Source organism: Pseudomonas sp. PNPG3, assembly GCF_023093815.1.
In the GTDB taxonomy this organism is placed as follows: Bacteria; Pseudomonadota; Gammaproteobacteria; order Pseudomonadales; family Pseudomonadaceae; genus Aquipseudomonas; species Aquipseudomonas asiatica.
The window spans coordinates 98,340-122,785 of sequence record NZ_JALLKV010000014.1 but is presented as its reverse complement, the minus strand read 5'-3'; the positions used below and the strand labels follow the sequence as shown (position 1 = coordinate 122,785).

21 protein-coding genes and 4 pseudogenes are annotated in these 24,446 nt (G+C 58.9%); 17 read left to right on the top strand and 8 right to left on the bottom strand.

Annotated features, from left to right (window positions below):
- Positions 1 to 82: 82 nt before the first annotated feature.
- The 8 genes and pseudogenes from MJ643_RS12280 to MJ643_RS12250 all read right to left on the bottom strand — a co-directional run bounded on the left by MJ643_RS12280 (position 83) and on the right by MJ643_RS12250 (position 3,806).
- Positions 83 to 378 (bottom strand): annotated as a pseudogene (locus MJ643_RS12280) (immunity protein Tsi6 family protein).
- Between the two features lie 147 nt (positions 379 to 525).
- A complete protein-coding gene (locus MJ643_RS31485) occupies positions 526 to 657 on the bottom strand; it encodes a hypothetical protein (RefSeq protein WP_279592158.1) in 132 nt (43 codons plus the stop codon).
- Between the two features lie 125 nt (positions 658 to 782).
- Complete coding sequence (locus MJ643_RS12275; protein ID WP_024087175.1) at positions 783 to 1,046, bottom strand: hypothetical protein; 264 nt, start codon at positions 1,044 to 1,046, stop codon at positions 783 to 785.
- Positions 1,043 to 1,198, bottom strand: coding sequence for a hypothetical protein (locus tag MJ643_RS12270; RefSeq protein ID WP_155252251.1), 156 nt, complete (start codon positions 1,196 to 1,198; stop codon positions 1,043 to 1,045). Before MJ643_RS12270 ends, MJ643_RS12275 begins: the two co-directional genes overlap by 4 nt.
- The gene (locus MJ643_RS12265) at positions 1,173 to 1,325 is read right to left on the bottom strand and encodes a hypothetical protein (RefSeq protein ID WP_023661188.1); all 153 of its coding nucleotides are present in this window, start codon (positions 1,323 to 1,325) and stop codon (positions 1,173 to 1,175) included. Before MJ643_RS12265 ends, MJ643_RS12270 begins: the two co-directional genes overlap by 26 nt.
- Before the next feature lie 90 nt (positions 1,326 to 1,415).
- Complete coding sequence (locus tag MJ643_RS12260; protein ID WP_024087174.1) at positions 1,416 to 1,718, bottom strand: immunity protein Tsi6 family protein; 303 nt, start codon at positions 1,716 to 1,718, stop codon at positions 1,416 to 1,418.
- Between the two features lie 337 nt (positions 1,719 to 2,055).
- On the bottom strand, positions 2,056 to 2,352 hold the full coding sequence (locus tag MJ643_RS12255; RefSeq protein ID WP_003248391.1) for an immunity protein Tsi6 family protein: 297 nt from the start codon (positions 2,350 to 2,352) through the stop codon (positions 2,056 to 2,058).
- The gene (locus MJ643_RS12250) at positions 2,349 to 3,806 is read right to left on the bottom strand and encodes a polymorphic toxin type 46 domain-containing protein (RefSeq protein WP_024087173.1); all 1,458 of its coding nucleotides are present in this window, start codon (positions 3,804 to 3,806) and stop codon (positions 2,349 to 2,351) included. Before MJ643_RS12250 ends, MJ643_RS12255 begins: the two co-directional genes overlap by 4 nt.
- Positions 3,807 to 4,518: 712 nt before the next feature.
- Between MJ643_RS12250 and tssI the strand changes: the two genes are divergently transcribed.
- From tssI to MJ643_RS12165, 17 genes and pseudogenes are all read left to right on the top strand, one after another.
- On the top strand, positions 4,519 to 6,375 hold the full coding sequence (gene tssI, locus MJ643_RS12245; protein ID WP_013972740.1) for a type VI secretion system Vgr family protein: 1,857 nt from the start codon (positions 4,519 to 4,521) through the stop codon (positions 6,373 to 6,375).
- A gap of 10 nt (positions 6,376 to 6,385) precedes the next feature.
- Positions 6,386 to 6,970, top strand: a complete 585-nt coding sequence (locus tag MJ643_RS12240) for a hypothetical protein (RefSeq protein WP_013972739.1) — start codon at positions 6,386 to 6,388, stop codon at positions 6,968 to 6,970.
- Positions 6,971 to 7,005: 35 nt separating this feature from the next.
- Positions 7,006 to 7,473 (top strand): DUF1795 domain-containing protein, encoded by a 468-nt coding sequence (locus MJ643_RS12235; RefSeq protein ID WP_003260502.1) that lies wholly within the window; start codon positions 7,006 to 7,008, stop codon positions 7,471 to 7,473.
- Between the two features lie 6 nt (positions 7,474 to 7,479).
- The gene (locus tag MJ643_RS12230; RefSeq protein WP_247726815.1) at positions 7,480 to 11,679 is read left to right on the top strand and encodes an RHS repeat-associated core domain-containing protein; all 4,200 of its coding nucleotides are present in this window, start codon (positions 7,480 to 7,482) and stop codon (positions 11,677 to 11,679) included.
- Positions 11,676 to 12,224 carry a DUF1629 domain-containing protein gene (locus MJ643_RS12225; protein WP_087503438.1) on the top strand — a complete coding sequence of 183 codons (549 nt, stop codon included), beginning with the start codon at positions 11,676 to 11,678 and terminating at the stop codon, positions 12,222 to 12,224. Before MJ643_RS12230 ends, MJ643_RS12225 begins: the two co-directional genes overlap by 4 nt.
- A gap of 88 nt (positions 12,225 to 12,312) precedes the next feature.
- Positions 12,313 to 15,366 (top strand): annotated as a pseudogene (locus tag MJ643_RS12220) (RHS repeat-associated core domain-containing protein); the annotation flags it as partial.
- Complete coding sequence (locus MJ643_RS12215) at positions 15,366 to 15,932, top strand: hypothetical protein (protein ID WP_023662905.1); 567 nt, start codon at positions 15,366 to 15,368, stop codon at positions 15,930 to 15,932. The pseudogene MJ643_RS12220 and the gene MJ643_RS12215, both read left to right, overlap by 1 nt.
- Positions 15,933 to 16,122: 190 nt before the next feature.
- Positions 16,123 to 17,547 (top strand): annotated as a pseudogene (locus tag MJ643_RS12210) (type IV secretion protein Rhs); the annotation flags it as partial.
- A gap of 288 nt (positions 17,548 to 17,835) precedes the next feature.
- A complete protein-coding gene (locus MJ643_RS12205) occupies positions 17,836 to 18,105 on the top strand; it encodes a hypothetical protein (RefSeq protein ID WP_023662903.1) in 270 nt (89 codons plus the stop codon).
- Positions 18,106 to 18,150: 45 nt separating this feature from the next.
- Positions 18,151 to 18,852: an SMI1/KNR4 family protein gene (locus MJ643_RS12200; protein WP_023662902.1), complete on the top strand. Its 702-nt coding sequence runs from the start codon at positions 18,151 to 18,153 to the stop codon at positions 18,850 to 18,852.
- A 61-nt stretch (positions 18,853 to 18,913) separates the two neighbouring features.
- Complete coding sequence (locus MJ643_RS12195; RefSeq protein ID WP_023662901.1) at positions 18,914 to 19,033, top strand: RHS repeat domain-containing protein; 120 nt, start codon at positions 18,914 to 18,916, stop codon at positions 19,031 to 19,033.
- 12 nt (positions 19,034 to 19,045) lie between these two features.
- A pseudogene (locus tag MJ643_RS31480) lies at positions 19,046 to 19,108 on the top strand (hypothetical protein); the annotation flags it as partial.
- Positions 19,109 to 19,300 (top strand): hypothetical protein, encoded by a 192-nt coding sequence (locus MJ643_RS12185; protein ID WP_023662900.1) that lies wholly within the window; start codon positions 19,109 to 19,111, stop codon positions 19,298 to 19,300.
- Positions 19,301 to 19,480: 180 nt separating this feature from the next.
- On the top strand, positions 19,481 to 20,656 hold the full coding sequence (locus MJ643_RS12180) for a M20 aminoacylase family protein (protein ID WP_208209663.1): 1,176 nt from the start codon (positions 19,481 to 19,483) through the stop codon (positions 20,654 to 20,656).
- An 82-nt stretch (positions 20,657 to 20,738) separates the two neighbouring features.
- Positions 20,739 to 22,049 (top strand): citrate-proton symporter, encoded by a 1,311-nt coding sequence (locus MJ643_RS12175; RefSeq protein ID WP_208209662.1) that lies wholly within the window; start codon positions 20,739 to 20,741, stop codon positions 22,047 to 22,049.
- Positions 22,049 to 23,503, top strand: coding sequence for an amidase (locus MJ643_RS12170; RefSeq protein ID WP_013972734.1), 1,455 nt, complete (start codon positions 22,049 to 22,051; stop codon positions 23,501 to 23,503). The genes MJ643_RS12175 and MJ643_RS12170 overlap by 1 nt, the downstream gene beginning before the upstream one ends.
- Before the next feature lie 65 nt (positions 23,504 to 23,568).
- Positions 23,569 to 24,342: a helix-turn-helix domain-containing protein gene (locus MJ643_RS12165; protein ID WP_013972733.1), complete on the top strand. Its 774-nt coding sequence runs from the start codon at positions 23,569 to 23,571 to the stop codon at positions 24,340 to 24,342.
- Positions 24,343 to 24,446: the final 104 nt, after the last annotated feature.

Here is a 24,446-nt window from a genome sequence, read left to right as displayed (position 1 = left end):
TTGAAAGTGTCGATGGCGAAGTAGCCGGAAAACAGGGGCTACTTCAGACCATCCCAAGGTATGAACTCGCTAGTGGCCGAGTTCAATCAGGTAGTTGAATCTTCAAGCCGCGGGCCGACTGAATGGCCACGTAGTAAGCGTCCTTCAATACCCTGGCCAGCTCCGGGGCATTTTCCTCGAACTCCTTCGATGCAATAGCTCCAATCGTTAGCCTGTGCAGCTTGGATTTATCCTTTTCGGTACCGTCGAAAACTGCCCTGATGTAATTTAACTGGTCGACTATAGTCGCGTAAACCGTAAAGCCAGGAATGCGATTTGTCGGTCAATCGCCAGCGCAATTGCTTTATCTACATACTCCAGTGGTGTGGCTGGTTTCATCTCTCACCTACTCATATTAGTTTGAAAGGTTATTTCCGGTACAGGTTATTTGCATCGTTCCACGGAATGGATTTCGGTCCACGTGATGTGCATGAGTTGTATCGATATGTGCTTGATTCTTGGCGGTGTTCACTTGGAGGCATGGGGCTATTGGCCTGCGGCTTTCAGCAGTAGCTCCAGTTCGACGCTCAGCTTCATCGCGGCAGGGTCTTGCGCCTTCAGGCTGTCGATGTTCAAGCGAAGCTTGAGTAATTTCTGCTTGAGTGTTTCGGTGTTCATGGTCAGTCCTGATTGGGATAAGGAACTGCACCACTTCACCGCAGCGTAAGAGGGCGCCACTCATTTGTTGGTAGGGTCAAACGTTCATGCAATGTCGGATTTCGTCAGCATTTATCTATGTGGCACTAGATGGCCGTGCCCCGATTTTTTCCTGGCTTGATGATCAGTAATTCGTCGAGTTGTCTTTTGCGGCATTTTATCACGAAAGCCAGCGCCGAATCAGGGTCGTCCATGAAGGCATCAAATGTAGCTGGAGCGATGGCGTAATATTCTTCGTAGTCAACCATGCCGTTGCTGACGGGGAACGAAACGTAATACTGACCAGCGTCTTCTTCGATGCCGACAGAGAACATGTGTTGACGACTGATGAAAAGATCTTTGAATTTCATAGGGTGCCTTCAAAAAGGGGAGCGGTATTGAACATCTTGGCGGCAATACCCGCCGCGTCTATGACGGCTTCACTGTTGCCGTCAGGTAGCTTGCCACCAGGGATCCAGAATTCGTTAGCACCGGCTTCATTTCCTGATGGTGATTTCTTCATTCATGGCACGCTTGAGCAGGCCATCCAGTTCCTCAAGCAATAGGGCCGCAACGCGCTCTTGATGTTGATAGTGCTCAAGCAACTTGCGCAGCGCCATAGCCGCGTGTTTCAGTGCAGCTGGATTCATGGTGGGGTTCCTGTCATATCAGGTTGTGGTACACCTCCCACGGCCGCAGTGGAAACCTCAGCCGTTTGGCGGTCGGCGTCCCCACGGTAGTTATTTTTCTCCAGGCAGGCGAATCTTTAGGCCGTTGGCGGATTGCTCTGCAATGTAATAAACATGAAGCAATGCCTCGGCGAGGGCTTCGTCCGTGGGTTCAAATTCTTTAGCCGCGATAGCACCAATCGTCAGTCTGTGCAGCTTCGATTTATCCTTCTCCGTACCGTCGAACACGGCCCTGATGTACTTTAACTGATCGATGACGGTGGCGTAGACAGGAAAGCCAGGGATGCGATTTTGGCGGTCAATGGCGAGTGCGAGCGCTTTGTCTACATACTCGAGTGGTGTAGTAGGTTTCAAGTTAATCACCTGGGCTTACCAACTTGAATGTAGTGATCCGGCTTGAAGCACACCCGGTCATCATTGACCCAGAACAACTGCAGCCTGGGGGCGCTTGGCCAGGTAGGCAAGTCTATCCCGTCGGGACGCAGCTTGCGGATGACCCACCTCTTGGCTTAATCGTATGCATCGCTGACGCACCACCCCGGCTTCCAAAAGGTGGGGTTTATGGAGCGCTACGATTTTTGCCGGAGTGGGTTAATGTCCATCGTGGCTCAGCCTGCTGGGGGTAGGGTCTGTAGCTTTCGTCAGTGACTGCGCTCGATGTACAGTGGCTGGCCTGATTGAACGTAGGCAATCAATCGGGCAGTTGAATTTTGAGGCCACGAGCCGACTGGATGGCTACGTAATAGGCGTCTTTCAGTGCTCTGGCCAACTCGGGGTCATTTTCTTCGAATTCTTTTGAGGCAATGGCACCGATACTGAGTTGGTGGAGTTTCGATTTATCTTGCTCACGCCCTTCGAACACGGCTTTCACATAGTCAAGTTGGTTTAGTAGCATCCCATAAATGGGGTAAGCGGGACAGGCCTTGTTCCGCTGCGCGGTGATGTCGATAGCCTTCTGTACATAGCCGAGGGGGGTTGTGGGTTTCATAATGCACCTGGTGTTATCAGTTTGAAGAGCTCGCGTTGGCCAGAGGTCATCTGCCGAGCACCGCCAATGGCGTTATAGGGTTGGGAAGGGACGGACCAGGTATCCAGTACCGGTGCCGAGGTGCTCCTCAGCAGCGTGACCTTCTCAGTGCTCTGGTAGACGTTCACGATCTTGGGCACGATGGTTTCCGTTTTGTAGATTTGGCCAAGCGGGTTGATCCCCAGTTGCCCTGGCACCACGTCTGGGGTAGGAGAGTACCACATGCCTTGCCGGCCGCCGGGCACCTGGAATTGCCAAAGTGTCTTGCCCCGGTTGATTGTTTCCGTGAAGACTGGTTGAGTGAAGTCCAAGCCGTTCATGTAGCCTTCGTAGTCGGCAGGCTTATAGCCCTGTGACTTGAAGAAGTTTACAGCAGTTTCCTGGTTGCCTCGTATGTTGATGTCCTGTGCCAAGTTACCCGTTCGAGCGAACTTCTTGTTCAGGTACTCCCTACGGGAAACTTCCGTTAAGCCTGGCTTATCCGGTGCCTGAGCAATGGGCGGTCGATCGGGTAGTGGTCGCAATGGCTCCGGTTGCGCTTGTGCACGAGAGATCGGTGCGGCCTCTCTGGGCTGCAAATCTGGCTGCGCCAACAGCTTCTGCTCATTCTTCGCCAACCAGGCCGCCAGCTGCTTGTTGGAGATCTCGGCCTGCAGCCGAGCGCTCCGGGCGGCAATGCTTTCCATGCTGCTCATCACGCCAGCCTTCATCTGCCCTCGAGTCAGATAGGTAACGATTGCAGTCAACAACAGCAGCACCAACTGCTCCTGCCCACGAGCCAGTTGGCGCGCCGCACGCTCGACACGCTCCTGGGCCTGCGCCGCGGAACCGCCGCTCGGGTCCAGGCCAGCAGGCTTGAGGCCATCCTCGGCGAACCAGGCCGTGGCCATCCCTTGCTGCAAGGTCGACAGGCAGGCCGGCAGGCCCTGGTAGAAATACTCGGCAATCGCCGACAGCCCCAGGCCCATGAGGATCAGGTTGCCGACCTGCAGGCCAATGCCGGCGCCGGCCACGGCCCCAGGTGCCGCGCCAACACCGAACGCGAACGCCCCGGCCACGCCGCCGGCCAGTGTACCGACCGCCACACTGCCACCGAGGATCATCGACACCTCTTTGACCAGTTGCAGCAGCACCGGCAGGATTTGCTCGATACCTATCGAGGACCACTTGCGCTTGAGGTTGTCCTGAATGATCGGGTAGGACAGGGCCATGGCCTGGCGCACGTTGTCGATACGCTGGCCACCGAGGTAGCCATAGGCCTGGTTGGCGCCATTGCTCACTCGCCGGCTGAAACCGTCCCAGGCCTCATGGGCGCTGTTCAGGCCGCTATCGACGCTCTGGTTGAGCTCGCTGAATTTCTGCTCGAGATTGCGTTCGATGTCTCCCCAACTGGGGATGTTGGCTAAAAGATCCATTTTCGCTTCACTGTCCATGGAAGTGGCGGCGCTCGGCGGCGAGCGCAGCATGTCGCGTCAGACCTCAGGATGGGGGCGAAGTCCGGCGGAGAGCCCATTGTTCTCATGACAGGCGTGCGCGGCAATGATGGCAATCGAGCATCGCTGCACGGTTTTGTGGCTGGCCGCATCCCGCAAGTGCCATTACGGCTGCGTTCGCGATGGCCATTTGCCGGAGTTGGTCAGTGGCGAAAAATTTGAACCAATCCACGTTATGAAACATTTTTCTCCGCCAGTGGAGCTGATGCGTCAGGTAGAGAGGCAGTTCGAGTTGGAGCCGTCAGGCATAGGCTCTGATCGACACCTCAAGAACCTTCTGCGACGGGCCGTTCGGCGGTAGCCGGAGCGCTTCCGGGCGCCAGTGAGGAATATTAAAGATGGCGATATGACATTGCCTTGCAGGGCGGTATTAGCCGGTTTTTCTAGGCCTGTAGTGATTTGACAGGGCAGCTTTTGCCGGTGTTTCCTTTGGGCCTTTCTGCCTGCCTGGCATTCGGGAATGTGAACCATGTCGCATTAATTTCAATGCATGATGGCACTTTCCTTTCTGCAGGCAGTCGCATGATTCCGCAGAGCACGCGCGTTATGCGCGCATGCAGAATACGCCCGCAAGATCAGGGTTGCAGCTGAGCATCGCAAGCGCGTGCTGGCCGTGTTTTCAAGGAGATTTCGCATGATCATGGACCTGGCCTCCGCGCTGCTGTCGCCGCAGAACCGCCGCCTGTTCAAGTTTCACAACCTGGCCAACCCCGAGCAGGAACTGCTGCTGGAAACCTTCAAGGGCACCGAAGCCCTGTCGCGGGCGTTCAACTACGAACTGCTGCTGGTCTGCGAAGACTCCGGCGTGCCGCTCAAATCCATGATGGGCCAGCATGTCAGCATCGAGATCGAACTGGCCGAAGGCGGCCCGCGCTACATAACCGGCTACCTCACACGCTTTGCCAGCATTGGCAGCGACGGCGGCATGGCACGCTATACCGCAACCCTCAACCCGTGGTTCTCGATGTTGAAGAACCGCTTCGACACGCGGATCTTCCAGGGCAACACGGTCGAGGAAGTGGTTACCGAAGTGTTCGCCCTGTGCCCGGCGTTCTCTCGTCACGAGTTCCGCCTGACCCGTCCGCAGAAGCGCTACACCTACATCACCCAGTACCGTGAAACCGACTTCAACTTCGTCCAGCGCCTGCTGGAGGAAGAGGGGATGTTCTACTACTTCGAGCACACCGCCGAAGGCCACACCATGATCATCTGCGATGACTCCAGCACGCTGGTGGACATCCCCGAGCAACCGCAAATCCGCTTCCACAGCGCCTCGGTCACCGAGACTGCCGACTCCATCACCCAGTGGAGCGGCAACCGCCAGTTGCAATCCGGCAAGATGGCCACGCAGACCTTCGACTACCGCCAGCCCAACAACCGCCTGCCGGTGGCGCTGAACAGCGTGAACAAGCAGGGCGATGTCGAGAACTTCGAGATCTACGACTTCCCCGGCCAGTACACCCACGGCACCTACGACGAGGGCGAAACCCTGCTGCGCCTGCGCATCGAGGCGCTGGAGCTACGCGGCAAGAAATTCGAAGGTGCCAGTAACTGTCGGGCCATGAAGCCGGGCTACACCTTCGAGCTGCTGCAGCACTACATCCACGACCAGGGCCCGGTAGAAGACCGCCAGTTCCTGCTGATGAGCGTGGAAAGCGAAGGCCACAACAACTACCTTACCGGCCAGCAGGCCAGCTACTTCAACACCTTCAGTTGCGTGCGCAAGAAGATCCCGTTCCGCCCGCAGCTGAGCACGCCCAAGCCGACCATCGCCGGCCCGCAGACCGCGATCATCGTCGGCCCACCGGGTGAGGAGATCTTCACCGACGAGCTGGGCCGGGTGAAGATCCAGTTCCACTGGGACCGCAATGGCAAGTACAACGACCACAGCTCGTGCTGGGTACGCGTCGCCCAGTCCGGTGCCAGCGGCGGCTTCGGCAGCATCCAGATCCCACGTGTAGGCGACGAAGTGGTGGTGGTGTTCCTCGACGGCAACCCCGACCGGCCGCTGATCATGGGCAGCCTGTACAACAGCACCAACACCCCGCCATGGTCGCTGCCGGCGAACAAGACCCAGAGTGGTTTCCTGACCCGGTCGATGAAGGGCGACGGCGGTACCGCCAACTTCTTCCGCTTCGAGGACAAGGCTGGCGCCGAGCAGATCATCATGCATGCCGAGCGCAACATGGATACCGAGATCGAGTTGGATGAGACCCATGATGTGGGGAACAACCGCACGATTACGGTGGGCGGCACGCACACCGAAACGGTCAAGAAAGACACCATGGTGCAAGTGACCGAAGGTTCCTACACCCTGCAGGTCGACAACCAGTTCATACAGGTGGCCGCCAAGCAGCACATCATCCTGCAGGTGGGCGACAGCAGCATCACGCTGACCCCGGAAGGCATCGAGATCAAAGGCAAGGTCATCGTGACCACCAGCACCGACACCACCCAGATCACTGGCGCTGCAGTGCGGATCAACGACTGAGGCAAGGTTCATGTACAAGCCCTCGATCTACGACCGCATCTCTGCCAGGCGCGAAGCGCAAGAGGAGGCTGCGCGGCTGGCCAGGTTGGCGGAAGCCGCTCATGTGCCTGAGCCTGTGCCCGAGCCGGAACCGGTGCCAGCCGCGTTGCAGGATGTGGGCAGCGGTTTCACCTTCGCAGGTTTCACTCTGCAGTTTCCGATCGGCTTTCGCTTTCGCGACATCCAGACCACCATCGAGCATGAAGGCGAGCCGATCAGCCTCAGCATCCGCCGCCGTGATGTACGCGCCAGGCAGCCGCTGGAGCAATTGTTCGACGGCGCGATCCAGGCTTTGCGCGAATTGAACCCGCAACTGCGCGTGATTCGTCAACGTGATTGCCTCCTGGCTGGCAACCCGGCCAAGGTCCTGGATTTCCACTTCAATGCTGGCCACGAGCCCCGGCACGGTCGCCTGGTCGGCGCGCTGGTGCCCATCGCCGGCAGCCAGTCGCTGCAATGGCTGGATATTTCCAGCGTGATCGACCCAAGCAAGCCGGGCCTGAGCCAGTGGCTGGCCGAGTTCGACCGCATGCTCGATGGCTTCGCGCAGGGCTGACACCCGATTTTTTCGCTATCAGGAATTTTCATCGCATGGATTACGAGTTGCAGGAAGGCGGCATCGCGCTGCCGGCAGGTTTCGAGGACCGCACGGTCAACATGTTCGTCTTGGGTGCCAGTGTTCCAGCACCGTTGAGCATCACCATCTCGCGTGACACCTTGCTGCCGGACGAAGCGCTGCAGGCCTATGTCGATCGCCAGGTGAAGATGCTCACCTCCAAGCTGCGTGGTTACACCCGCATGGGCAACAAGGCCGTCTCGCTCTCGGCTACCGCACCCATTGCCGGCATCCAGATCGACGCCTACTACATGAACCAGGGCCGCCCGCTGTATCAGCGCCAGGCCGCTTTCATCATCAGCCCCGGGCGTGCCCTGATCTTTTCCACCACCGCACAGGCCGACTTCAGTGCCCAGCAGAACCAGGACTGGGACAACTTGCTGGCCAGCTTCACGCCGCGAGCCCCGTCCGTAACCAGCGCCGAGTCCGGCGAACAGGAGTAATCCCTCATGTTCGAAGCGGCCAGGTTCGGCGACGAGATATCGCACACCAGCGCGCTGGGGGGCTTCCTGATCGGGGCAGCCCTGGGCATCGCGCTGGTGGCCACGGTGGCCATCGCCACCTTCACCTGTGGGTTCGGCGTGGCCTTGCTGGCCGGCCTCGCAGCCGGCATCGGAGGCAGCTTGCTGACCGCCGCCGGAGAGGCGATAGGCAGTATGTTCTCGTCCCCCTCAGGGACGATAACCACTGCCTCACCCAACGTTTTCATCAACAGCCGCAAGGCCGCCCGCGTCGAAAAAAGCATCGGTGCCTGCGACAAGCACCCTGGCCCGGTGCAGATCGCCGAAGGCTCGACCAATGTCTTCATCAACAGCGTCGCGGCTGCACGCAAGGGCGACAAGCTGACCTGCGGCGCGACCATTTCCGGTGGGTCGGACAACGTCATCATCGGCGGTGGCACCTACCGCTATCTGCCAGTGGATGACGAGATCCCGGAGTGGCTGCGCACCACCGTGGATGTGCTGATGGCCATCGCCGGTGCCGCGGGTGGTATCGCGCAGTTGATCAAGGCCGGTACGCAAGCCGGCATGAAAGCCATAATGCCTTGCGCCCTGAAGTTCACCGCCGGCTTCGTCGCTGGCGAGGTAGCCAGCCGCTACGTGGTCGAACCCGTCGCCCGCAGGGCCATCGGCGGCCTGGTCGGCAACCCGGTCGACCTCACCACCGGCCGCAAACTGATCCCCGACGAAATCGACTTCAGCCTGCCTGGCCTGATGCCGATCGAGTGGTCACGCTTCTACGCCAGCGACCTGACTGTCGATAGCGTGCTCGGTCGCGGCTGGGTGCTGCCTTGGGAGCAGAGCCTGCGCCGCCAGGGCTCGTTCATCTACCTCACCGACAACCAGGGCCGCGAAATCCCGTTCGTGACCTTGCAACCGGGCCAGCGCATCTACAACCCGCACGAACAGGTGTACCTGGTATGCACCGAGGGCGGCCACTACATCCTGCAAACCCTCGACAACCTGTTCTTCTATTTCGGCGAAGTGCCAGACACCAACAGCGAAGTGCCGCTGCAACGCATCGAAAACGCCCTCGGCCACTTCCTGCATTTCACCCGCACGCCCGATGGTACGCTGACCGACATCAGCGCCACCGGCGGTACCCGCGTGCACCTGCACTACGACAACCCGCTGGGTCGCCTGACCGACATCAAGCGCGTGGTGAACAACGAAGCGGTGGAAACGCTCACCCAGTACCGCTATGACGAACACGGCCAGCTGAGCGCGGTGATCAACCGCAACGGCGACACGGTGCGCAGCTTCAGCTACGCCGAAGGCCTGATGGTAACCCACAGCAACGCGCTGGGCCTGGGCTGCCACTACCGTTGGGAAACCCTCGGCGACAAGCCGCGCGTGGTCGAGCACTGGACCAGCGATGGCGAGCACTACCACTTCCGCTACGACCTCGACGCCCGCACCAGCTGGGCCACCGACGTGCTCGGCCGCGAGCTGGAAGTGCAGTACAACGCCGATCATCGCGTGCTCGCCAGCCGTGACTACGGTGGCGAACGCTACGCCATCGAGCTGGACGAGCAGGGCAACATGGTTGGCCTGGATTTGCCGGACGGCAACCGGCTCGCCTTCAAGTACGATGAATACGCCCGCCTGCTGGAAGAAACCGACCCGCTGGGCCGCAAGACCACCTACGAATATCACCACCTGACCACGCTGGTGACCCAGGTCAGCTATCCGGACGGCAGCACCTGGCGAGCGCGCTACGACGACAAGGGCAACCTGCTCGCCGAATTCGATGCCCTCGGCCAGATGACCGAGTACCTGAACAGCGATGACGGCCTGCCGCATACCATCATCGATGCGACTTACAAGTCCAAGTACCTGTGGTGGAACACCCTGGCCCAGGTCGAGCGTTATCAGGACTGCTCGGGCAAGAGCACCTGGTACCGCTACGACGAACGCCAGCACCTCGTCGCGGTGACCGATGCGCTGAACCAGACCACCACCCTGGAGCGCAAGCCCGACGGCGAAGTGCTGCGTATCAGCCACCCGGACGGTACTGCGGAAACCTTCACCTACAACGTCTACGGCCAGGTAATCAGCCACACCGACGGCAAAGGTCAGACCACCCGTTTGATGCGTACGGCCCGTGGCCTGCCGAGCAGCCGCCAGGATGCCAAGGGCCAGCGGGTACGCTACGAGTATGACAAGGCCGTGCGCCTGATCGCGCTGGTCAATGAGAACAACGCCACGTACAGCTTTGCCTACGACGCTTCGGACCGGCTGACTGAAGAAGTGCGGGTGGATAACCTGACCCGGCGTTTCAGCTACAACGTCGGTGGCCATCTGACCCGACTGGATGAGATTGGCTATGGCGAAAATGCCGAGCGGCCGGAGCGGCATACGCTGTTCGAGCGTGACAGCATTGGCCGGTTGGTCGCCAAGATCAACCGCGATGCGCGTCAAGACTATGCGTACGACGACGGCGACCGGTTGCTGAGCATCGAGCGGCAACCGACCGGGATCGGCAAGCAGCTTGGGATCACGGAAGAGAAGCTGGAGTACGCCTACGATCTGCTCGGCCGGCTGATCAAAGAAATCACGGTAGACGGCGCAGTCACCTATGATTATGACCCGCTCAGCAACCTAACCACGCTGACCCTACCGGATGGACGAAAGCTCAATTACCTGTATTACGGCAGCGGGCATTTGCACCAGCTGAACCTGGATGGCCAGGTGATCAGCGACATGGAGCGTGACGACCTACACCGCGAGGTGTACCGGACCCAGGGCAAGCTCACCAGCTGCTTCGGTTATGACGCGATGGGGCGCAAGGCCTGGCAGTTTGCCTCGAACTTGCCGGCCGACAAGCTCTCGCAGGTGCACAACACTGGGATCAATACCTCGCTGCTGGTGGAGCATGCCTACAACCCGATCCACCGTCGCTATCAGTACGACCCGGCGGGTGAACTGGTGCGCACGCTGGACAAGCTGCGTGGCGAGATCAAGTACGAATACGAAGCTAACGGGCAGTTGCGCAGCCGCGATACCGGCTCGCTGGTGGGCAGCGAAGAGTTCCGTTACGACCCGGCAGCCAACCGCCTGGACTTCAATGCGCGGCAGTTCGACAAGGTCAGGAACAACCGGATCAGGCAGTGGCGGGACCAGGAGTACCGCTATGATCCTTGGGGCAACCTGATCGAGAAGCGCTCGGGGCACAGCAAGCTGCAGAGCTTTGCCTATGACTGCGAGAACCGTCTGGTTCGGGCTGAAACGGTGGTCAACGGCAAGTTAGAGAGCTCTGGGCAATACCGGTACGACAGTCTTGGACGGCGGGTGGCTAAACAGGCAGAGATCAACGGCCAGGTTGAACAGAAGCGCTTCCTCTGGCAAGGCTTGCGGATGCTGCGAGAAGAGACGCCTGGGCAGAGCATCTTGTATGTGTACGAGCCGGGTGGCTATGCGCCGTTAGCGAGGGTAGATCAGGCGGAAGGGGAAGGGCAGAAGCTTTATTACTTCCATACCGACCAAATTGGTACGCCGCTGGAATTGACCGATAGCGACGGGCAGATCGTTTGGCAAGCGACTTATCGCTCATGGGGCGAGATAGAGCAGCTGACGGTAAACAAGGTCATGCAGAACATACGTTTCCAGGGGCAGTATCTAGATTGTGAAACGGAGCTGCATTACAACACCTTTAGGTATTTCGATCCGGAAGTTGGTAGGTTTATCACTCAGGATCCAATTGGTTTGTCTGGTGGGAGAAACTTATATAGCTACGCTCCGAATTCTATTGGCTGGATAGACCCCTTGGGCTGGTGCTCAAAAGCGCTGGGGAAAAATCTGGAAAGTAGCGGTGTGGCGCGACCTCAAAACACCGCGGCCCACCATATTGTCGGAGATAGCGCAAAACTCGCCGCCCCTGCTAGGGCAATTTTGAATAAGCATGGAATTGACGTTGACGGCGCGGCTAACGGGGTTTTCTTGCCAAATAGATTTAACACTGATATCAGTGTGCCAGGGATACTGCACAACGGGAAGCATCCTAATAGTTACTTTGAATCTGTCAATAAAATTATAGCAAATGCCGATGCCGCAGGTGGTAAGGATGCAGTGCTCAAAGCGATAGGAAATATCCGGCAAAAATTATTGAATGCTCCTAGAGAGTCCAGCTGGAAAGACATTTTTGGATGATTATGAAATATTATTATATAACTCAGAGCGATGAATTTAAAACACTTGTCGGTAAGGGAGACGAACTGGCCTTGTATGATGCCGCACAGCAGTATGCCTTTGGTAAAGATTCCAGTGCTGTGTTTTCCAGGCAGTATGAGTTAGAGTTTAACTCTGACGACAAGAGAAAAAAGGATGGCTCTGATGTGTTTACTTTCTTCAGTCCCGTGCTTGTTTTGACGTCCAAGGCTAAAAGCCTTCTTCAATCTATAGCTTCTGACTCTTTTGTGGATGTAGATGTTCTATCCCCAAACCCAGATCATTTAGGTGTAGTGGTTGATGCGAAAATTGATGGCGCACTTAATAAAGAACTGTCGGAATTTGATGAGTACCCTAACGGCCTGGTTGTTTACAAGCTAGTATTGAATCATCAGGCAGTACAGGGGTTCGACGTTTTTCGCGTAGCTGAAAACCCACTTTCTATTTATGTGTCTGATAGGTTTTTAGAGGCGGCAAAGCGGATAGGCTTGAAAGGTTTGGATTTCAAGGAAGTTGAAGCAGTTTGATTCACGCCGTGAAGGCGATTGTGTATCCAAATGCTCCTTAAAAACCCAGAGTGTCAAGGACTGAGGCGTAAACCTCAGTCCTATTGACGAAGTACAAGACATTAACGCTGAGATACCGCTGCACCGCGACGAGAATGCCCTTGGCCCGACCGACATCAAGCGCGTGGTAAGTACCGCTACGACGAGCACGGCTAGCTGACGACGGTAATCAACCGCTACGGCACGCACCGTGCGCAACTTCAGCTACGCCGAAGGCCTGATGGTAACCCACAGCAACGCGCTGGGCCTGGGCTGCCACTACCGTTGGGAAACCCTCGGCGACAAGCCGCGCGTGGTCGAGCACTGGACCAGCGATGGCGAGCACTACCACTTCCGCTACGACCTCGACGCCCGCACCAGCTGGGCCACCGACGTGCTCGGCCGCGAGCTGGAAGTGCAGTACAACGCCGATCATCGCGTGCTCGCCAGCCGTGACTACGGTGGCGAACGCTACGCCATCGAGCTGGACGAGCAGGGCAACATGGTTGGCCTGGATTTGCCGGACGGCAACCGGCTCGCCTTCAAGTACGATGAATACGCCCGCCTGCTGGAAGAAACCGACCCGCTGGGCCGCAAGACCACCTACGAATATCACCACCTGACCACGCTGGTGACCCAGGTCAGCTATCCGGACGGCAGCACCTGGCGAGCGCGCTACGACGACAAGGGCAACCTGCTCGCCGAATTCGATGCCCTCGGCCAGATGACCGAGTACCTGAACAGCGATGACGGCCTGCCGCATACCATCATCGATGCGACTTACAAGTCCAAGTACCTGTGGTGGAACACCCTGGCCCAGGTCGAGCGTTATCAGGACTGCTCGGGCAAGAGCACCTGGTACCGCTACGACGAACGCCAGCACCTCGTCGCGGTGACCGATGCGCTGAACCAGACCACCACCCTGGAGCGCAAGCCCGACGGCGAAGTGCTGCGTATCAGCCACCCGGACGGTACTGCGGAAACCTTCACCTACAACGTCTACGGCCAGGTAATCAGCCACACCGACGGCAAAGGTCAGACCACCCGTTTGATGCGTACGGCCCGTGGCCTGCCGAGCAGCCGCCAGGATGCCAAGGGCCAGCGGGTACGCTACGAGTATGACAAGGCCGTGCGCCTGATCGCGCTGGTCAATGAGAACAACGCCACGTACAGCTTTGCCTACGACGCTTCGGACCGGCTGACTGAAGAAGTGCGGGTGGATAACCTGACCCGGCGTTTCAGCTACAACGTCGGTGGCCATCTGACCCGACTGGATGAGATTGGCTATGGCGAAAATGCCGAGCGGCCGGAGCGGCATACGCTGTTCGAGCGTGACAGCATTGGCCGGTTGGTCGCCAAGATCAACCGCGATGCGCGTCAAGACTATGCGTACGACGACGGCGACCGGTTGCTGAGCATCGAGCGGCAACCGACCGGGATCGGCAAGCAGCTTGGGATCACGGAAGAGAAGCTGGAGTACGCCTACGATCTGCTCGGCCGGCTGATCAAAGAAATCACGGTAGACGGCGCAGTCACCTATGATTATGACCCGCTCAGCAACCTAACCACGCTGACCCTACCGGATGGACGAAAGCTCAATTACCTGTATTACGGCAGCGGGCATTTGCACCAGCTGAACCTGGATGGCCAGGTGATCAGCGACATGGAGCGTGACGACCTACACCGCGAGGTGTACCGGACCCAGGGCAAGCTCACCAGCTGCTTCGGTTATGACGCGATGGGGCGCAAGGCCTGGCAGTTTGCCTCGAACTTGCCGGCCGACAAGCTCTCGCAGGTGCACAACACTGGGATCAATACCTCGCTGCTGGTGGAGCATGCCTACAACCCGATCCACCGTCGCTATCAGTACGACCCGGCGGGTGAACTGGTGCGCACGCTGGACAAGCTGCGGGGTGAGATCAAATACGAGTACGAAGCCAACGGGCAGTTGCGCAGCCGTGATACCGGCTCGCTGGTGGGCAGCGAGGAGTTCCGCTACGACGCGGCGGCCAACCGGCTGGACTTCAATGCGCGGCAGTTCGACAAGGTCAAGGACAACCGGATCAGACAGTGGCGGGATCAGGAGTACCGTTACGATCCGTGGGGCAACCTGATCGAGAAGCGCTCGGGACACAGCAAGCTGCAGAGCTTTAGCTATGACTGCGAGAACCGGCTGGTGCGGGCGGAAACTGTGGTCAACGGCAAGCTGGAGAGTACCGGGCAGTACCGGTACGACAGCCTTGGGCGACGGGTGGCCAAGCAGGCGGAGATCAATGGCCAGGTCGAACAGAAGCGCTTCCTCTGGCAAGGCTTGCGGATGCTGCATGAGGAGACGCCGGGGCAGAGCATCCTGTACCTGTATGAGCCGGGCAGCTATGCGCCGTTGGCGCGGATCGATCAGGTGGAGGGGGAAGAGCAGAAGCTCTATTACTTCCATACTGACCAGATTGGTACGCCGTTGGAGCTTACGAACAGTGACGGCAAGATCGTCTGGCAGGCGACGTATCGCTCATGGGGTGAGATAGAGCAGATAACCGTCAATAGAGTTGAGCAGAACCTACGTTTTCAAGGTCAATACTATGATGTTGAAACGGGAATTTATTATAATACTTTTCGTTATTATGATTCGCAAATAGGTAGGTTTTGCACTCAGGATCCTATTGGCCTCAATGGTGGTCTGAATTTATATCAATATGTCCCAAATCCACTATCCTGGATCGATCCTTGGGGGTGGATGCCATTTTGGAAGCCCTTGAAACCTGACGGTATGGGGCACCATCCGTTCCCCCGTGCTCATGCAAACACCCATGGGTTCCCAGAGCTAGGTACCAAGCTCGACTCGCCATCATGGTTCCCCAATGAGATTGAAGGTTCTGATAAGCTACATCAGCAATTCCATGATGCAATAAAGAAAGAAGGTGTACCGTTTAACAAGAAGTTTGAAGGGACGTCTGAAGAATTGGTTAAGAAGCTAAACAAGGCTTACGAGGGGTTCCCTCAAAAGGGCACGTTAAAAATTCCTCGTACCGGACAAGTGCTTGCGAAAGATGTAACTATTGGTGAGGCCCTAACTAAGTCGCTTGGCAAAGGCAGTGGTAACAATTCTGCAGGAGGATGCGGGTAATGAAACGGAGTGCGTTGATAGAGCTGTATGCTCCAGGAATAGTATTGTTTGATCCGGTACAATTTGCGGCTTTCATAAAAAGCAAAGGGTTAACAGATGCAAATATCTTTAATGCTTTTTTGAAAGACGAAGCGCTTGGGCGGCAGGCGATTGAACAGGGGGTGGTTTTTCCTATATACCAAATTTCGGAGCAAGAATACTCTGTTTTTACAGAGTGTCAAAATGTGGGGGTGGATGATTTGCCTGAGCCGGTATTCGAGTATTCAGGACTTCCTTTGGTAATAGTTTCTGGTGTCCTGATTGTTTCGGATCTCAATGCGCTATTTGACTGGGATGAAGATTTTTTCCTAAATTACAAAGCCGAGTATGCTTCTCGACTTCCGAGTAATGATTATATTGATGTTGAGCCTGGTATTTATAGTTTGTCCATCAAGGGATATGCAGGGCTTCGTGAATATGGTTCGGAATACGGATATGGACTCGAGTTTATCTCTGTCCCAGTTCTGCCAGTAGTTGCTGATGGTTCCGATGTGAGTCATCTTGATTTTGAACTGGTTGCTTGTTGAGTTTTAAAATGTGATTGAGCTGCTTGAGCTGGGCTGTGGTCGTTATTTTTCCTGATGATTTAATGCTTCGAGGGCATAGATCTTTAAAAACATGATCGATTCAGTGGGGCTGATTTAGCCCCATTTCTTTTTAGTTATAAAGGCAAATGACCTGGGGCATTGGGTTTGTCCGATCTATTGACCGAGCCATAACAGCGATGACGGCCTGCCGCATACCATCATCGACGCGACCTACCAGTCCAAGTACCTACGGTGGAGCACCCTGGCACAGGTCGAGCGTTATCAGGACTGCTCGGGCAAGAGCACCTGGTACCGCTACGACGAACGCCAGCACCTGATCGCGGTGACCGATGCGCTGAACCAGACCACTTCGCTGGAACGCAAACCCGACGGTGAAGTGCTGCGCATCCATCACCCGGATGGCACTGCCGAACGCTTCACCTACAACACCCTCGGCCAGGTGCTGACGCACACCGATGGCAAAGGCCAGACCACCTGCCTGCAGCGCACCTCGCGCGGCTTGCCGAGCAGCCGCCAGGACGCCAAGGGCGAGTGGGTCCGTTACGAGTACGACAAGGCCCTGCGCCTGACCGCACTGGTCAACGAGAACGGTGCAGCCTACCGCTTTGCCTACGACGCTTCGGACCGGCTGAGCGAAGAAGTGCGGGTCGACAGCCTGACCCGGCGCTTTGGCTACGACGCTGGCGGCCATCTGGTGCGCATGGACGAGATTGGCTACGGCGACAACGGCGAGCGGCCAGAGCGCAACACGCTGTTCGAACGTGATGCCATTGGCCGGCTGATGGCCAAGGTCAACCGCGATGCCCGACAGGATTTCGAATACGACGATGCCGATCGGCTGCTGAGCATTCAGCGCCAGCCGAGCAGTGCGGGCAAGCAGTTGGGGATCACCGAAGAGACATTGAGCTACAGCTACGACCTGCTCGGACGACTGACGCAGGAGCTGACCCCGGGTGGCGCACTGGACTATGAATACGACCCGCTCAGCAACCTGACCACATTGACCCTGCCGGATGGCCGCAAGGTCAACCACCTGTACTACGGCAGTGGGCATCTGCACCAGCTGAACCTGGACGGTCAGGTGATCAGCGACATGGAGCGTGACGACCTGCACCGCGAGGTGTACCGGACCCAAGGCAAGCTCACCAGTTGCTTCGGTTATGACGCCATGGGGCGCAAGGCCTGGCAATACGCATCGATGCTGCCGGCGGACAAGCTGTCGCAAGTGCACAACACTGGCATCAATACCTCGTTGCTGGTGGAGCACGCCTACAACCCGATCCACCGTCGCTATCAGTACGACCCGGCAGGTGAACTGGTGCGCACGCTCGACAAGCTGCGTGGCGAGATCAAGTACGAATACGAAGCGAACGGGCAGTTGCGTGGCCGCGATACTGGATCATTGGTGGGCAGCGAAGAGTTTCGCTACGACCCAGCATCCAACCGTCTGGACTTCAACGCGCGGCAGTTCGACAAGGTCAAGGACAACCGGATCAAACAGTGGCGGGATCAGGAGTACCGTTACGATCCGTGGGGCAACCTGATCGAGAAGCGCTCGGGGCACAGCAAGCTGCAGAGCTTTAGCTATGACTGCGGAGTCTGTTAGTGAGCCGTTACTTAGCTATATGCCAGATGGTCCGAGGTGGTTCAGTAAGATAGTTTTGGATAATGAGGCGATACTTTCTAGTGATGTCGTTAGGGCTGAAGAGGAAAGCCCTACGATTGTGGTGACTGCTCGCGTCAAGTCTGTTTTTGAGAATGGCTTGGTTCGCGGGCTGCAGTTTAAGGATTAAATGTCTGTGTCTTCGAGTTTTCCCGAGAATTATTTTCTGCGTAAATTTGTGTTGTAAGATTTTGATGGCGTGATCTTTAACAGTTAAAAATGGACTGGCTCTGCCAAAGTGCTGGCGGAGCCAATATTTTTACGGCATATACCGGCAAACGCATCTACAACCCGCACAAGCAGGTGTACCTGGTGTGCGCCGAGGGTGGCCACTACATCCTGCAAACCCTCGACAACCTGTTCTTCTACTTCGGCGAAGTGCCAGACACCAACAGCGAAGTGCCGCTGCAACGCATCGAAAACGCCCTCGGCCACTTCCTGCATTTTGGCTTCAGAAGTAGTATGATGGAGCGGGCGGCGAAATTATAGGTTGAATTGCAAGAAATGATTTCTGGGTTCTTCTAGGAGAATGAAATGATTACGCTTAATGATATTGTTCAAGACATCGGCAATACTTTTTCTGATTATAAAATATGCTTTAGTCGCATGGATGTTCCCTCAGATGTCGCATTGCCTAAAAGCTGGGAGCAGTTTGGGTTGGCCCTTGAGGGTTCGCCTGTATATCCTCAAGGTTGGAAGTCTTTTTCAAGTGAATTCCCGTCCGTAATTTCGCTGCTCAACGATAGCTTGCTGGGCACGGTATTGATGCTAGGTGATAGTATTGAATTAGTATATGTTTTTCACGATGTAAACGGCTTCTATTATTACGTGGGCGGGGTGCCTGTGGAGGGTGGCGCTACTGATAATGGAGAGTTCAAGCATCTTCCAGCCAGGTTTCAAGATTTTTATCGGGACGTGCACAATGGGTACACGTTTTTTCCTGCTCGTTCAATGGGGCCGCAAAGTCTTGGTGACCAATCACGTGTTTCGAATTTGGTTGATGAGGAGGATGACTCTTTTGCTGAACGTTGGATTACGGTGTTTTCAAACGGTGGCGGAGACTATGTCGCGGTAGATGGTGACAAGGATAATGATACAGAGGGTTTGATTTGGTGGCATGAAGATCCTATGGTTCCAGAGTTGGGGATTGATATATTTGAGGTAATGGATACTTGGATGGCAACATTTTTGGAAGACACCAAACCTCGTGATGAGTTAATTGCCAAGCTTCGTTGAGCATTGGGGCTTTTCGAATGGGGCTTTGCCGAGGTATTGGTTAAACTTTTTACTTGCCGGTTTGAGATTCGCACAGATTTCAAATTGGGTAGCCCGCCTGCTGGAAGAAACCGACCCGCTGGGCCGCAAGACCACCTACGAATATCACCACCTGACCACGTTGGTGACCCAGGTCAGCTAACCGGATGGCAGCACCTGGCAAGCGCGCTATGACGACAAGGGCAACCTGCTCGCCGAATTCGATGCCCGCGGCCAGATGACCGAGTACCTGAACAGCGATGACGGCCTGCCGCACACCATCATCGATGCGACTTACAAGTCCAAGTACCTGTGGTGGAACACCCTGGATTGCCCATGCCTTGGGGGTTCAAAAGTGGCGCGGCGCTTCAGCTGGAACACTGGCGGCCATCTCGTGCGTCTGGATGAGATGGTTACGGCCAGCAGGTAGGGCCGCCAAAGTGACTACCTCCCCGGCAAGCCACGTTTCGGTTCCACCGTGCGAAACCAGATTCGATTGTGCTTCATCGCTCCTCGCGCTTATCTGTCAGCCAAGCACGACCTGCCTCACCCGTCGTGACCTCAAGGCGAACAACAAGAACGGGAAATCACCCGCGCGAGGAGACTCTACATGTCCCGACATCAGCACATCCTGGCCTGGCTGAACGATGTGGCCAGCGACCTGCACGCAATCCGTCACGATATCCACGCTCACCCGGAACTGGGGTTCGAAGAAAGCCGCACTTCGGCGCTGGTTGCCCAGCTGCTCGAAGAATGGGGCTATGAAGTGCACACCGGTATCGGCAAGACCGGCGTGGTCGGCGTACTGCGCAATGGCAGCAGCCCACGCCGCCTGGGCCTGCGCGCCGACATGGACGCGTTGCCCATCCACGAGGCCACCGGCGCCGCGTACAGCAGCCAGCACCAAGGCTGCATGCACGCCTGCGGCCATGACGGGCATACCACCATGCTGCTTGGCGCCGCGCGCTACCTGGCGGCCACCCGGCAGTTCGACGGGACGCTGACGCTGATCTTCCAGCCGGCCGAGGAGGGCCAGGGTGGCGCCGAGGCGATGCTGGCCGACGGCCTGCTGGAGCGCTTCCCTTGCGATGCACTGTTCGGCATGCACAACATGCCCGGGCTGCCGGCCGGGCACCTGGGCTTTCGCGAGGGGCCGATGATGGCCTCGCAAGACCTGCTCACGGTGACCCTCGACGGGGTTGGCGGCCATGGCTCGATGCCGCACCTGACCGTCGACCCGCTGGTGGCGGCGGCCAGTGTGGTGATGGCCCTGCAAACCGTGGTGGCGCGCAATATCGATGCGCAGGAGGCGGCTGTGGTTACCGTCGGCGCCTTGCAGGCCGGCGAAGCGGCCAACGTGATTCCGCAGCAGGCGCTGCTGCGCCTGAGCCTGCGCGCGCTGAACGCCGAGGTGCGGGCGCAGACCCTGGAGCGGGTGCGGGCCATTATCGTCAGCCAGGCCGAAAGCTTTGGTTGCCGCGCCACCCTAGAACACCGCCCGGCCTACCCGGTGTTGGTCAACCATGCCGCGGAAAACGCCTTCGCCCGGCAGGTGGGAGTGGAATTGCTCGGTGCCGAGGCAGTGGATGGCAACACCCGCAAGCTGATGGGCAGCGAAGACTTCGCCTGGATGCTGCAACGCTGCCCCGGCGCCTACCTGTTCATCGGCAATGGCGTATCGCGGCCGATGGTGCACAACCCGGCTTACGACTTCAACGACGACATCCTGCTGACCGGCGCCGCCTACTGGGGCGCGCTGGCAGAGCGCTGGCTCGCGCCCGCCTGACCTTTCCTTTTGACGACTGCCGCTGGAACCCGGGCGCGACCGCGCCTGGGCGATCACCCAATCATTGTGTGGAGTGTTTCCTATGCAGACTTCGAGCACCGGCGTGTCGCGTACCCGGCAAGTGGTCGCCGCCGTCATCGGCAACGCCCTGGAGTGGTATGACTTTATCGTGTACGGCTTTCTGGCCAGCATCATCGCCCGGCAGTTCTTCCCCTCCGACGACGAATACGCCTCGCTGCTGATGGCCCTGGCCACCTTCGGCGTCGGCTTTTTCATGCGCCCGGTGGGCGGCGTGCTGCTGGGCATGTATTCCGACCGCAAAGGCCGCAAGGCGGCGATGCAGATGATCATCCGGCTGATGACCGTCTCCATTGCCATGATCGTCTTTGCACCCGACTACCTGGCCATCGGCATGGCCGCGCCGATGCTGATCGTGGTGGCGCGCATGCTGCAGGGTTTTGCCACCGGCGGCGAGTACGCCAGCGCCACGGCCTTTCTGGTGGAGAGCGCGCCGGCCCACCGCAAGGGCCTGTATGGCTCGTGGCAGTTGGTGGGGCAGTGCCTGGCGGTGTTCTCCGGGGCGGCGATGGTGGCCTTGGTCACCCACCTGTGCACGCCAGCGGCGCTGGACAGCTGGGGCTGGCGTATCCCGTTCGTGCTTGGCCTGCTGATCGGCCCGGTGGGGCTGTGGATTCGCAAGCACATGGAAGAGCCCGAGGAATTCATCGAGGCGCGCCGCCAGGCCAAGGGCCAGTCGCCCAGCCTGTGGCAGGTGCTGCGTGAGCATTGGCGCAGCCTGTTGGTATCGATGGGTCTGGCCTGTGGCGCGACGGTGTCGTTCTACGTGGTGCTGGTGAACATGCCGACCTTCGCCCACAAGAACCTCGGGCTGCCGCTGGACCAGGTGCTGCTGGTGCAGATGCTTGCGGTTGGGCTGATGACCGTGGTGATCCCGCTGTCCGGGGCGTTGTCTGACCGGCTGGGGCGGCGCCCGGTGCTGATGGCCTTCACCCTGGCGTTCTTCGTCATGGTCTACCCGTTGTATGTGTGGGTGGCTGCCGCGCCGTCGCTGGAGCGCCTGCTGGTGATGCAACTGCTGCTGTGCACCGCCATCGGTGGCTTCTTCGGGCCGGCGCCCACGGCCCTGGCCGAGCAGTTCCCGGTCGAGGTGCGTTCTACCGGTGTGTCGGTGGCCTATAACGTGGCGGTGATGGTGTTCGGCGGCTTCGCCCCGTTGATCGTCACCTGGCTGAGCAAGGTGCTCGGTACCCCGGTGGCGCCATCGTTCTACGTGCTGTTCGCCTGCCTGCTGACACTGCTGGGCACCTATTGCCTGAAAGAAGCCCCACGCGCGGGCAAGCCTGCCGCTTTCAACCTTGGAGTGAAACCGTGATGCCGCTAGCCATCGACCCCATCGTTGCCCTCGATGCCGAGGCATTGTCCCGGGCCATCCATGCCCGCCAGATATCGTGCCGGGAGGTGATGCAGGCTTATCTGGCGCACATCGAACGCTTCAACCCGCAGGTAAACGCGCTGGTGTCGCTGCGCCCGGCCGAGGCGCTGCTGGCCGAGGCCGATGAGCGTGACCGCGAGCTGGGCCGGGGCCATTCGCGCGGCTGGATGCATGGCATGCCCCAGGCGATCAAGGACCTGGCTGCCACTGCCGGGCTGCGCACCACGTTGGGCTCGCCGCTGTTCGCCGAGCAGGTGCCCGAGCAGGACGCGATCAGTGTGGCGCGGGTGCGGGCCAGTGGTGCGCTGATCGTGGGCAAGAGCAATGTGCCGGAATTCGGCCTTGGTTCGCAGACCTACAACACCCTGTTCGGCACCACCACCAACGCCTACGACCCGGGCAAGGTGGCCGGGGGTAGCAGCGGTGGGGCGGCGGCGGCGCTGGCCATGCGCCTGCTGCCGGTCGCCGATGGCAGCGACATGATGGGCTCGCTGCGCAACCCGGCGGCGTTCAACAACGTGTATGGCCTGCGCCCGTCGCAGGGCCGCGTTCCCCACGGGCCGGCGCCGGAACTGTTCGTGCAGCAGCTGGCCACCGAGGGGCCGATGGGCCGCAGTGTGGTGGATGTGGCGCGGCTGTTGTCGACCCAGGCGGGCTTCGATGCGCGGGCGCCGTTGTCGCTGGGCGAGGGCCGGCGCGATTTTGCCGCCGGGTTGCAGCGCGATTTTCGCGGCGTGCGGGTTGGCTGGCTGGGCGACTACGACGGTTACCTGGCGATGGATGACGGGGTACTGGGCCTGTGCGAAGCGGCCCTGGCAGACTTCGCCGAACTTGGCTGCCGGGTCGAGGCCTGCCAGCCGGCGTTCGACATGGCGCGTTTGTGGCAGTGCTGGCTGACCCATCGCCACTTCCTGGTGCACGGCAACCTCGCTGCGGCCTATGCCGACCCGGGCAAGCGCGCGCTGCTCAAGCCCGAGGCGCAGTGGGAGGTGGAGGGTGGCCTGCAACTGAGCGCGGCAGCGGTGTACCAGGCTTCGGTGGCCCGCAGCGACTGGTACCGCGCGCTGGGCAAGCTGTTCGAGCGTTACGATTACCTGCTGTTGCCATCGGCCCAGGTGTTCCCATTCGATGCATGGCAACCGTGGCCAACGGTGGTCGGTGGGCGGGCGATGGACACCTATCACCGCTGGATGGAAGTGGTGATTGGGCCGACCCTGGCCGGCTTGCCTAGCATCAGCGTACCGGTCGGTTTCAACGCTGCCGGGTTGCCCATGGGCCTGCAGATCATCGGCCCGGCCCAGGCTGACCATGCGGTGTTGCAGCTGGCCCATGCCCATGAACAGCTCACCCGTTGGGTAGCGCGGCGCCCACCCCGGAGCCTGCAAGCGCCATGAAACCGCTGGGCAGGCGCGGATCTTGCTGGCTATCCTGACCATCCAGTTACAGGGAGGTCACACTCATGGGCATCACGGCAGACAGTGGCGGCGTGCGTTCGGTGGAACGGGCGCTGGCCATCGTCGACCTGCTTGGCGAACACCAGGCGCTGGGCCTGGAAGAACTGCATTACCTGACGGCGCTGCCCAAGGCCACGGTGTCGCGCATGCTCGCCACCTTGCAGGAGCAGGGCTGGGTTTACCGCGGCCTCAGCGACAGGCGTTACCGGCTGTGCGCGCGGCGCCTGTTCGGTGACCGCCAACTGCGTTTCAAACGGCGCCTGGTGGAACACGCCGCGCCCATGCTGCTGGAATTGAGCGAGCGCACCGGGCTGGTGGCCGACCTGTCGTGTTTCGACGGCGAGCGGCTGGAGGTGATGGAAAGCGCTGTGCCCCAAGTATTGCGCAAGCGTTACCCGCACACCTGCCAGATCGTCGGGCATCATGCCAGCCTGTTCCACTCGGCGATGGGACGGGCATGCCTGGGTGAGTTGGCGGTCGATGAAGTGCAGCGCCTGGCGGCCCATGAGCGGGTGGGCGACGAGACGGTGCTGCGCGATATCGAGGAGGAAGCGAACAAGGGGTTCGGCCAGCGCACCGAAGGGCACTGGGAGTACCCGGTGCGCTTGCCGTTCCTGATCCGCGCCATTGCCCTGCCGGTGCATGCCGAAGGGCGCCTGGCCGGGAGCATTGCCTTGCACTGGCCGCTGGACCAGGCGCCGGTGGAGCGGGTGTTGAACCTGCACCTGAACAGCCTGGCTACAACGGTGGGCGAGGTGCAGCGGGCCCTGATTGTTTGAGTCAGCCTGTACCGGCCTCTTCGCGGGTAAACCCGCTCCCACAGGGAAAGTGCATTGCCCGAGGCCTGCTCGGTACCTGTGGGAGCGGGTTTACCCGCGAAGAG

Excerpts from the sequence above, each read along its gene's own strand:
- MJ643_RS31485 (WP_279592158.1), bottom strand. The coding sequence starts at position 657 with ATGAACACCGAAACACTCAAGCAGAAATTACTCAAGCTTCGCTTGAAC.
- MJ643_RS12275 (WP_024087175.1), bottom strand. The coding sequence starts at position 1,046 with ATGAAATTCAAAGATCTTTTCATCAGTCGTCAACACATGTTCTCTGTC.
- MJ643_RS12270 (WP_155252251.1), bottom strand. The coding sequence starts at position 1,198 with ATGAAGAAATCACCATCAGGAAATGAAGCCGGTGCTAACGAATTCTGG.
- MJ643_RS12265 (WP_023661188.1), bottom strand. The coding sequence starts at position 1,325 with ATGAATCCAGCTGCACTGAAACACGCGGCTATGGCGCTGCGCAAGTTG.
- MJ643_RS12255 (WP_003248391.1), bottom strand. The coding sequence starts at position 2,352 with ATGAAACCCACAACCCCCCTCGGCTATGTACAGAAGGCTATCGACATC.
- MJ643_RS12250 (WP_024087173.1), bottom strand. The coding sequence starts at position 3,806 with ATGGATCTTTTAGCCAACATCCCCAGTTGGGGAGACATCGAACGCAAT.
- tssI (WP_013972740.1), top strand. The coding sequence starts at position 4,519 with ATGATCATGGACCTGGCCTCCGCGCTGCTGTCGCCGCAGAACCGCCGC.
- MJ643_RS12240 (WP_013972739.1), top strand. The coding sequence starts at position 6,386 with ATGTACAAGCCCTCGATCTACGACCGCATCTCTGCCAGGCGCGAAGCG.
- MJ643_RS12235 (WP_003260502.1), top strand. The coding sequence starts at position 7,006 with ATGGATTACGAGTTGCAGGAAGGCGGCATCGCGCTGCCGGCAGGTTTC.
- MJ643_RS12230 (WP_247726815.1), top strand. The coding sequence starts at position 7,480 with ATGTTCGAAGCGGCCAGGTTCGGCGACGAGATATCGCACACCAGCGCG.
- MJ643_RS12225 (WP_087503438.1), top strand. The coding sequence starts at position 11,676 with ATGATTATGAAATATTATTATATAACTCAGAGCGATGAATTTAAAACA.
- MJ643_RS12215 (WP_023662905.1), top strand. The coding sequence starts at position 15,366 with ATGAAACGGAGTGCGTTGATAGAGCTGTATGCTCCAGGAATAGTATTG.
- MJ643_RS12205 (WP_023662903.1), top strand. The coding sequence starts at position 17,836 with ATGGACTGGCTCTGCCAAAGTGCTGGCGGAGCCAATATTTTTACGGCA.
- MJ643_RS12200 (WP_023662902.1), top strand. The coding sequence starts at position 18,151 with ATGATTACGCTTAATGATATTGTTCAAGACATCGGCAATACTTTTTCT.
- MJ643_RS12185 (WP_023662900.1), top strand. The coding sequence starts at position 19,109 with ATGACCGAGTACCTGAACAGCGATGACGGCCTGCCGCACACCATCATC.
- MJ643_RS12180 (WP_208209663.1), top strand. The coding sequence starts at position 19,481 with ATGTCCCGACATCAGCACATCCTGGCCTGGCTGAACGATGTGGCCAGC.
- MJ643_RS12175 (WP_208209662.1), top strand. The coding sequence starts at position 20,739 with ATGCAGACTTCGAGCACCGGCGTGTCGCGTACCCGGCAAGTGGTCGCC.
- MJ643_RS12170 (WP_013972734.1), top strand. The coding sequence starts at position 22,049 with ATGCCGCTAGCCATCGACCCCATCGTTGCCCTCGATGCCGAGGCATTG.
- MJ643_RS12165 (WP_013972733.1), top strand. The coding sequence starts at position 23,569 with ATGGGCATCACGGCAGACAGTGGCGGCGTGCGTTCGGTGGAACGGGCG.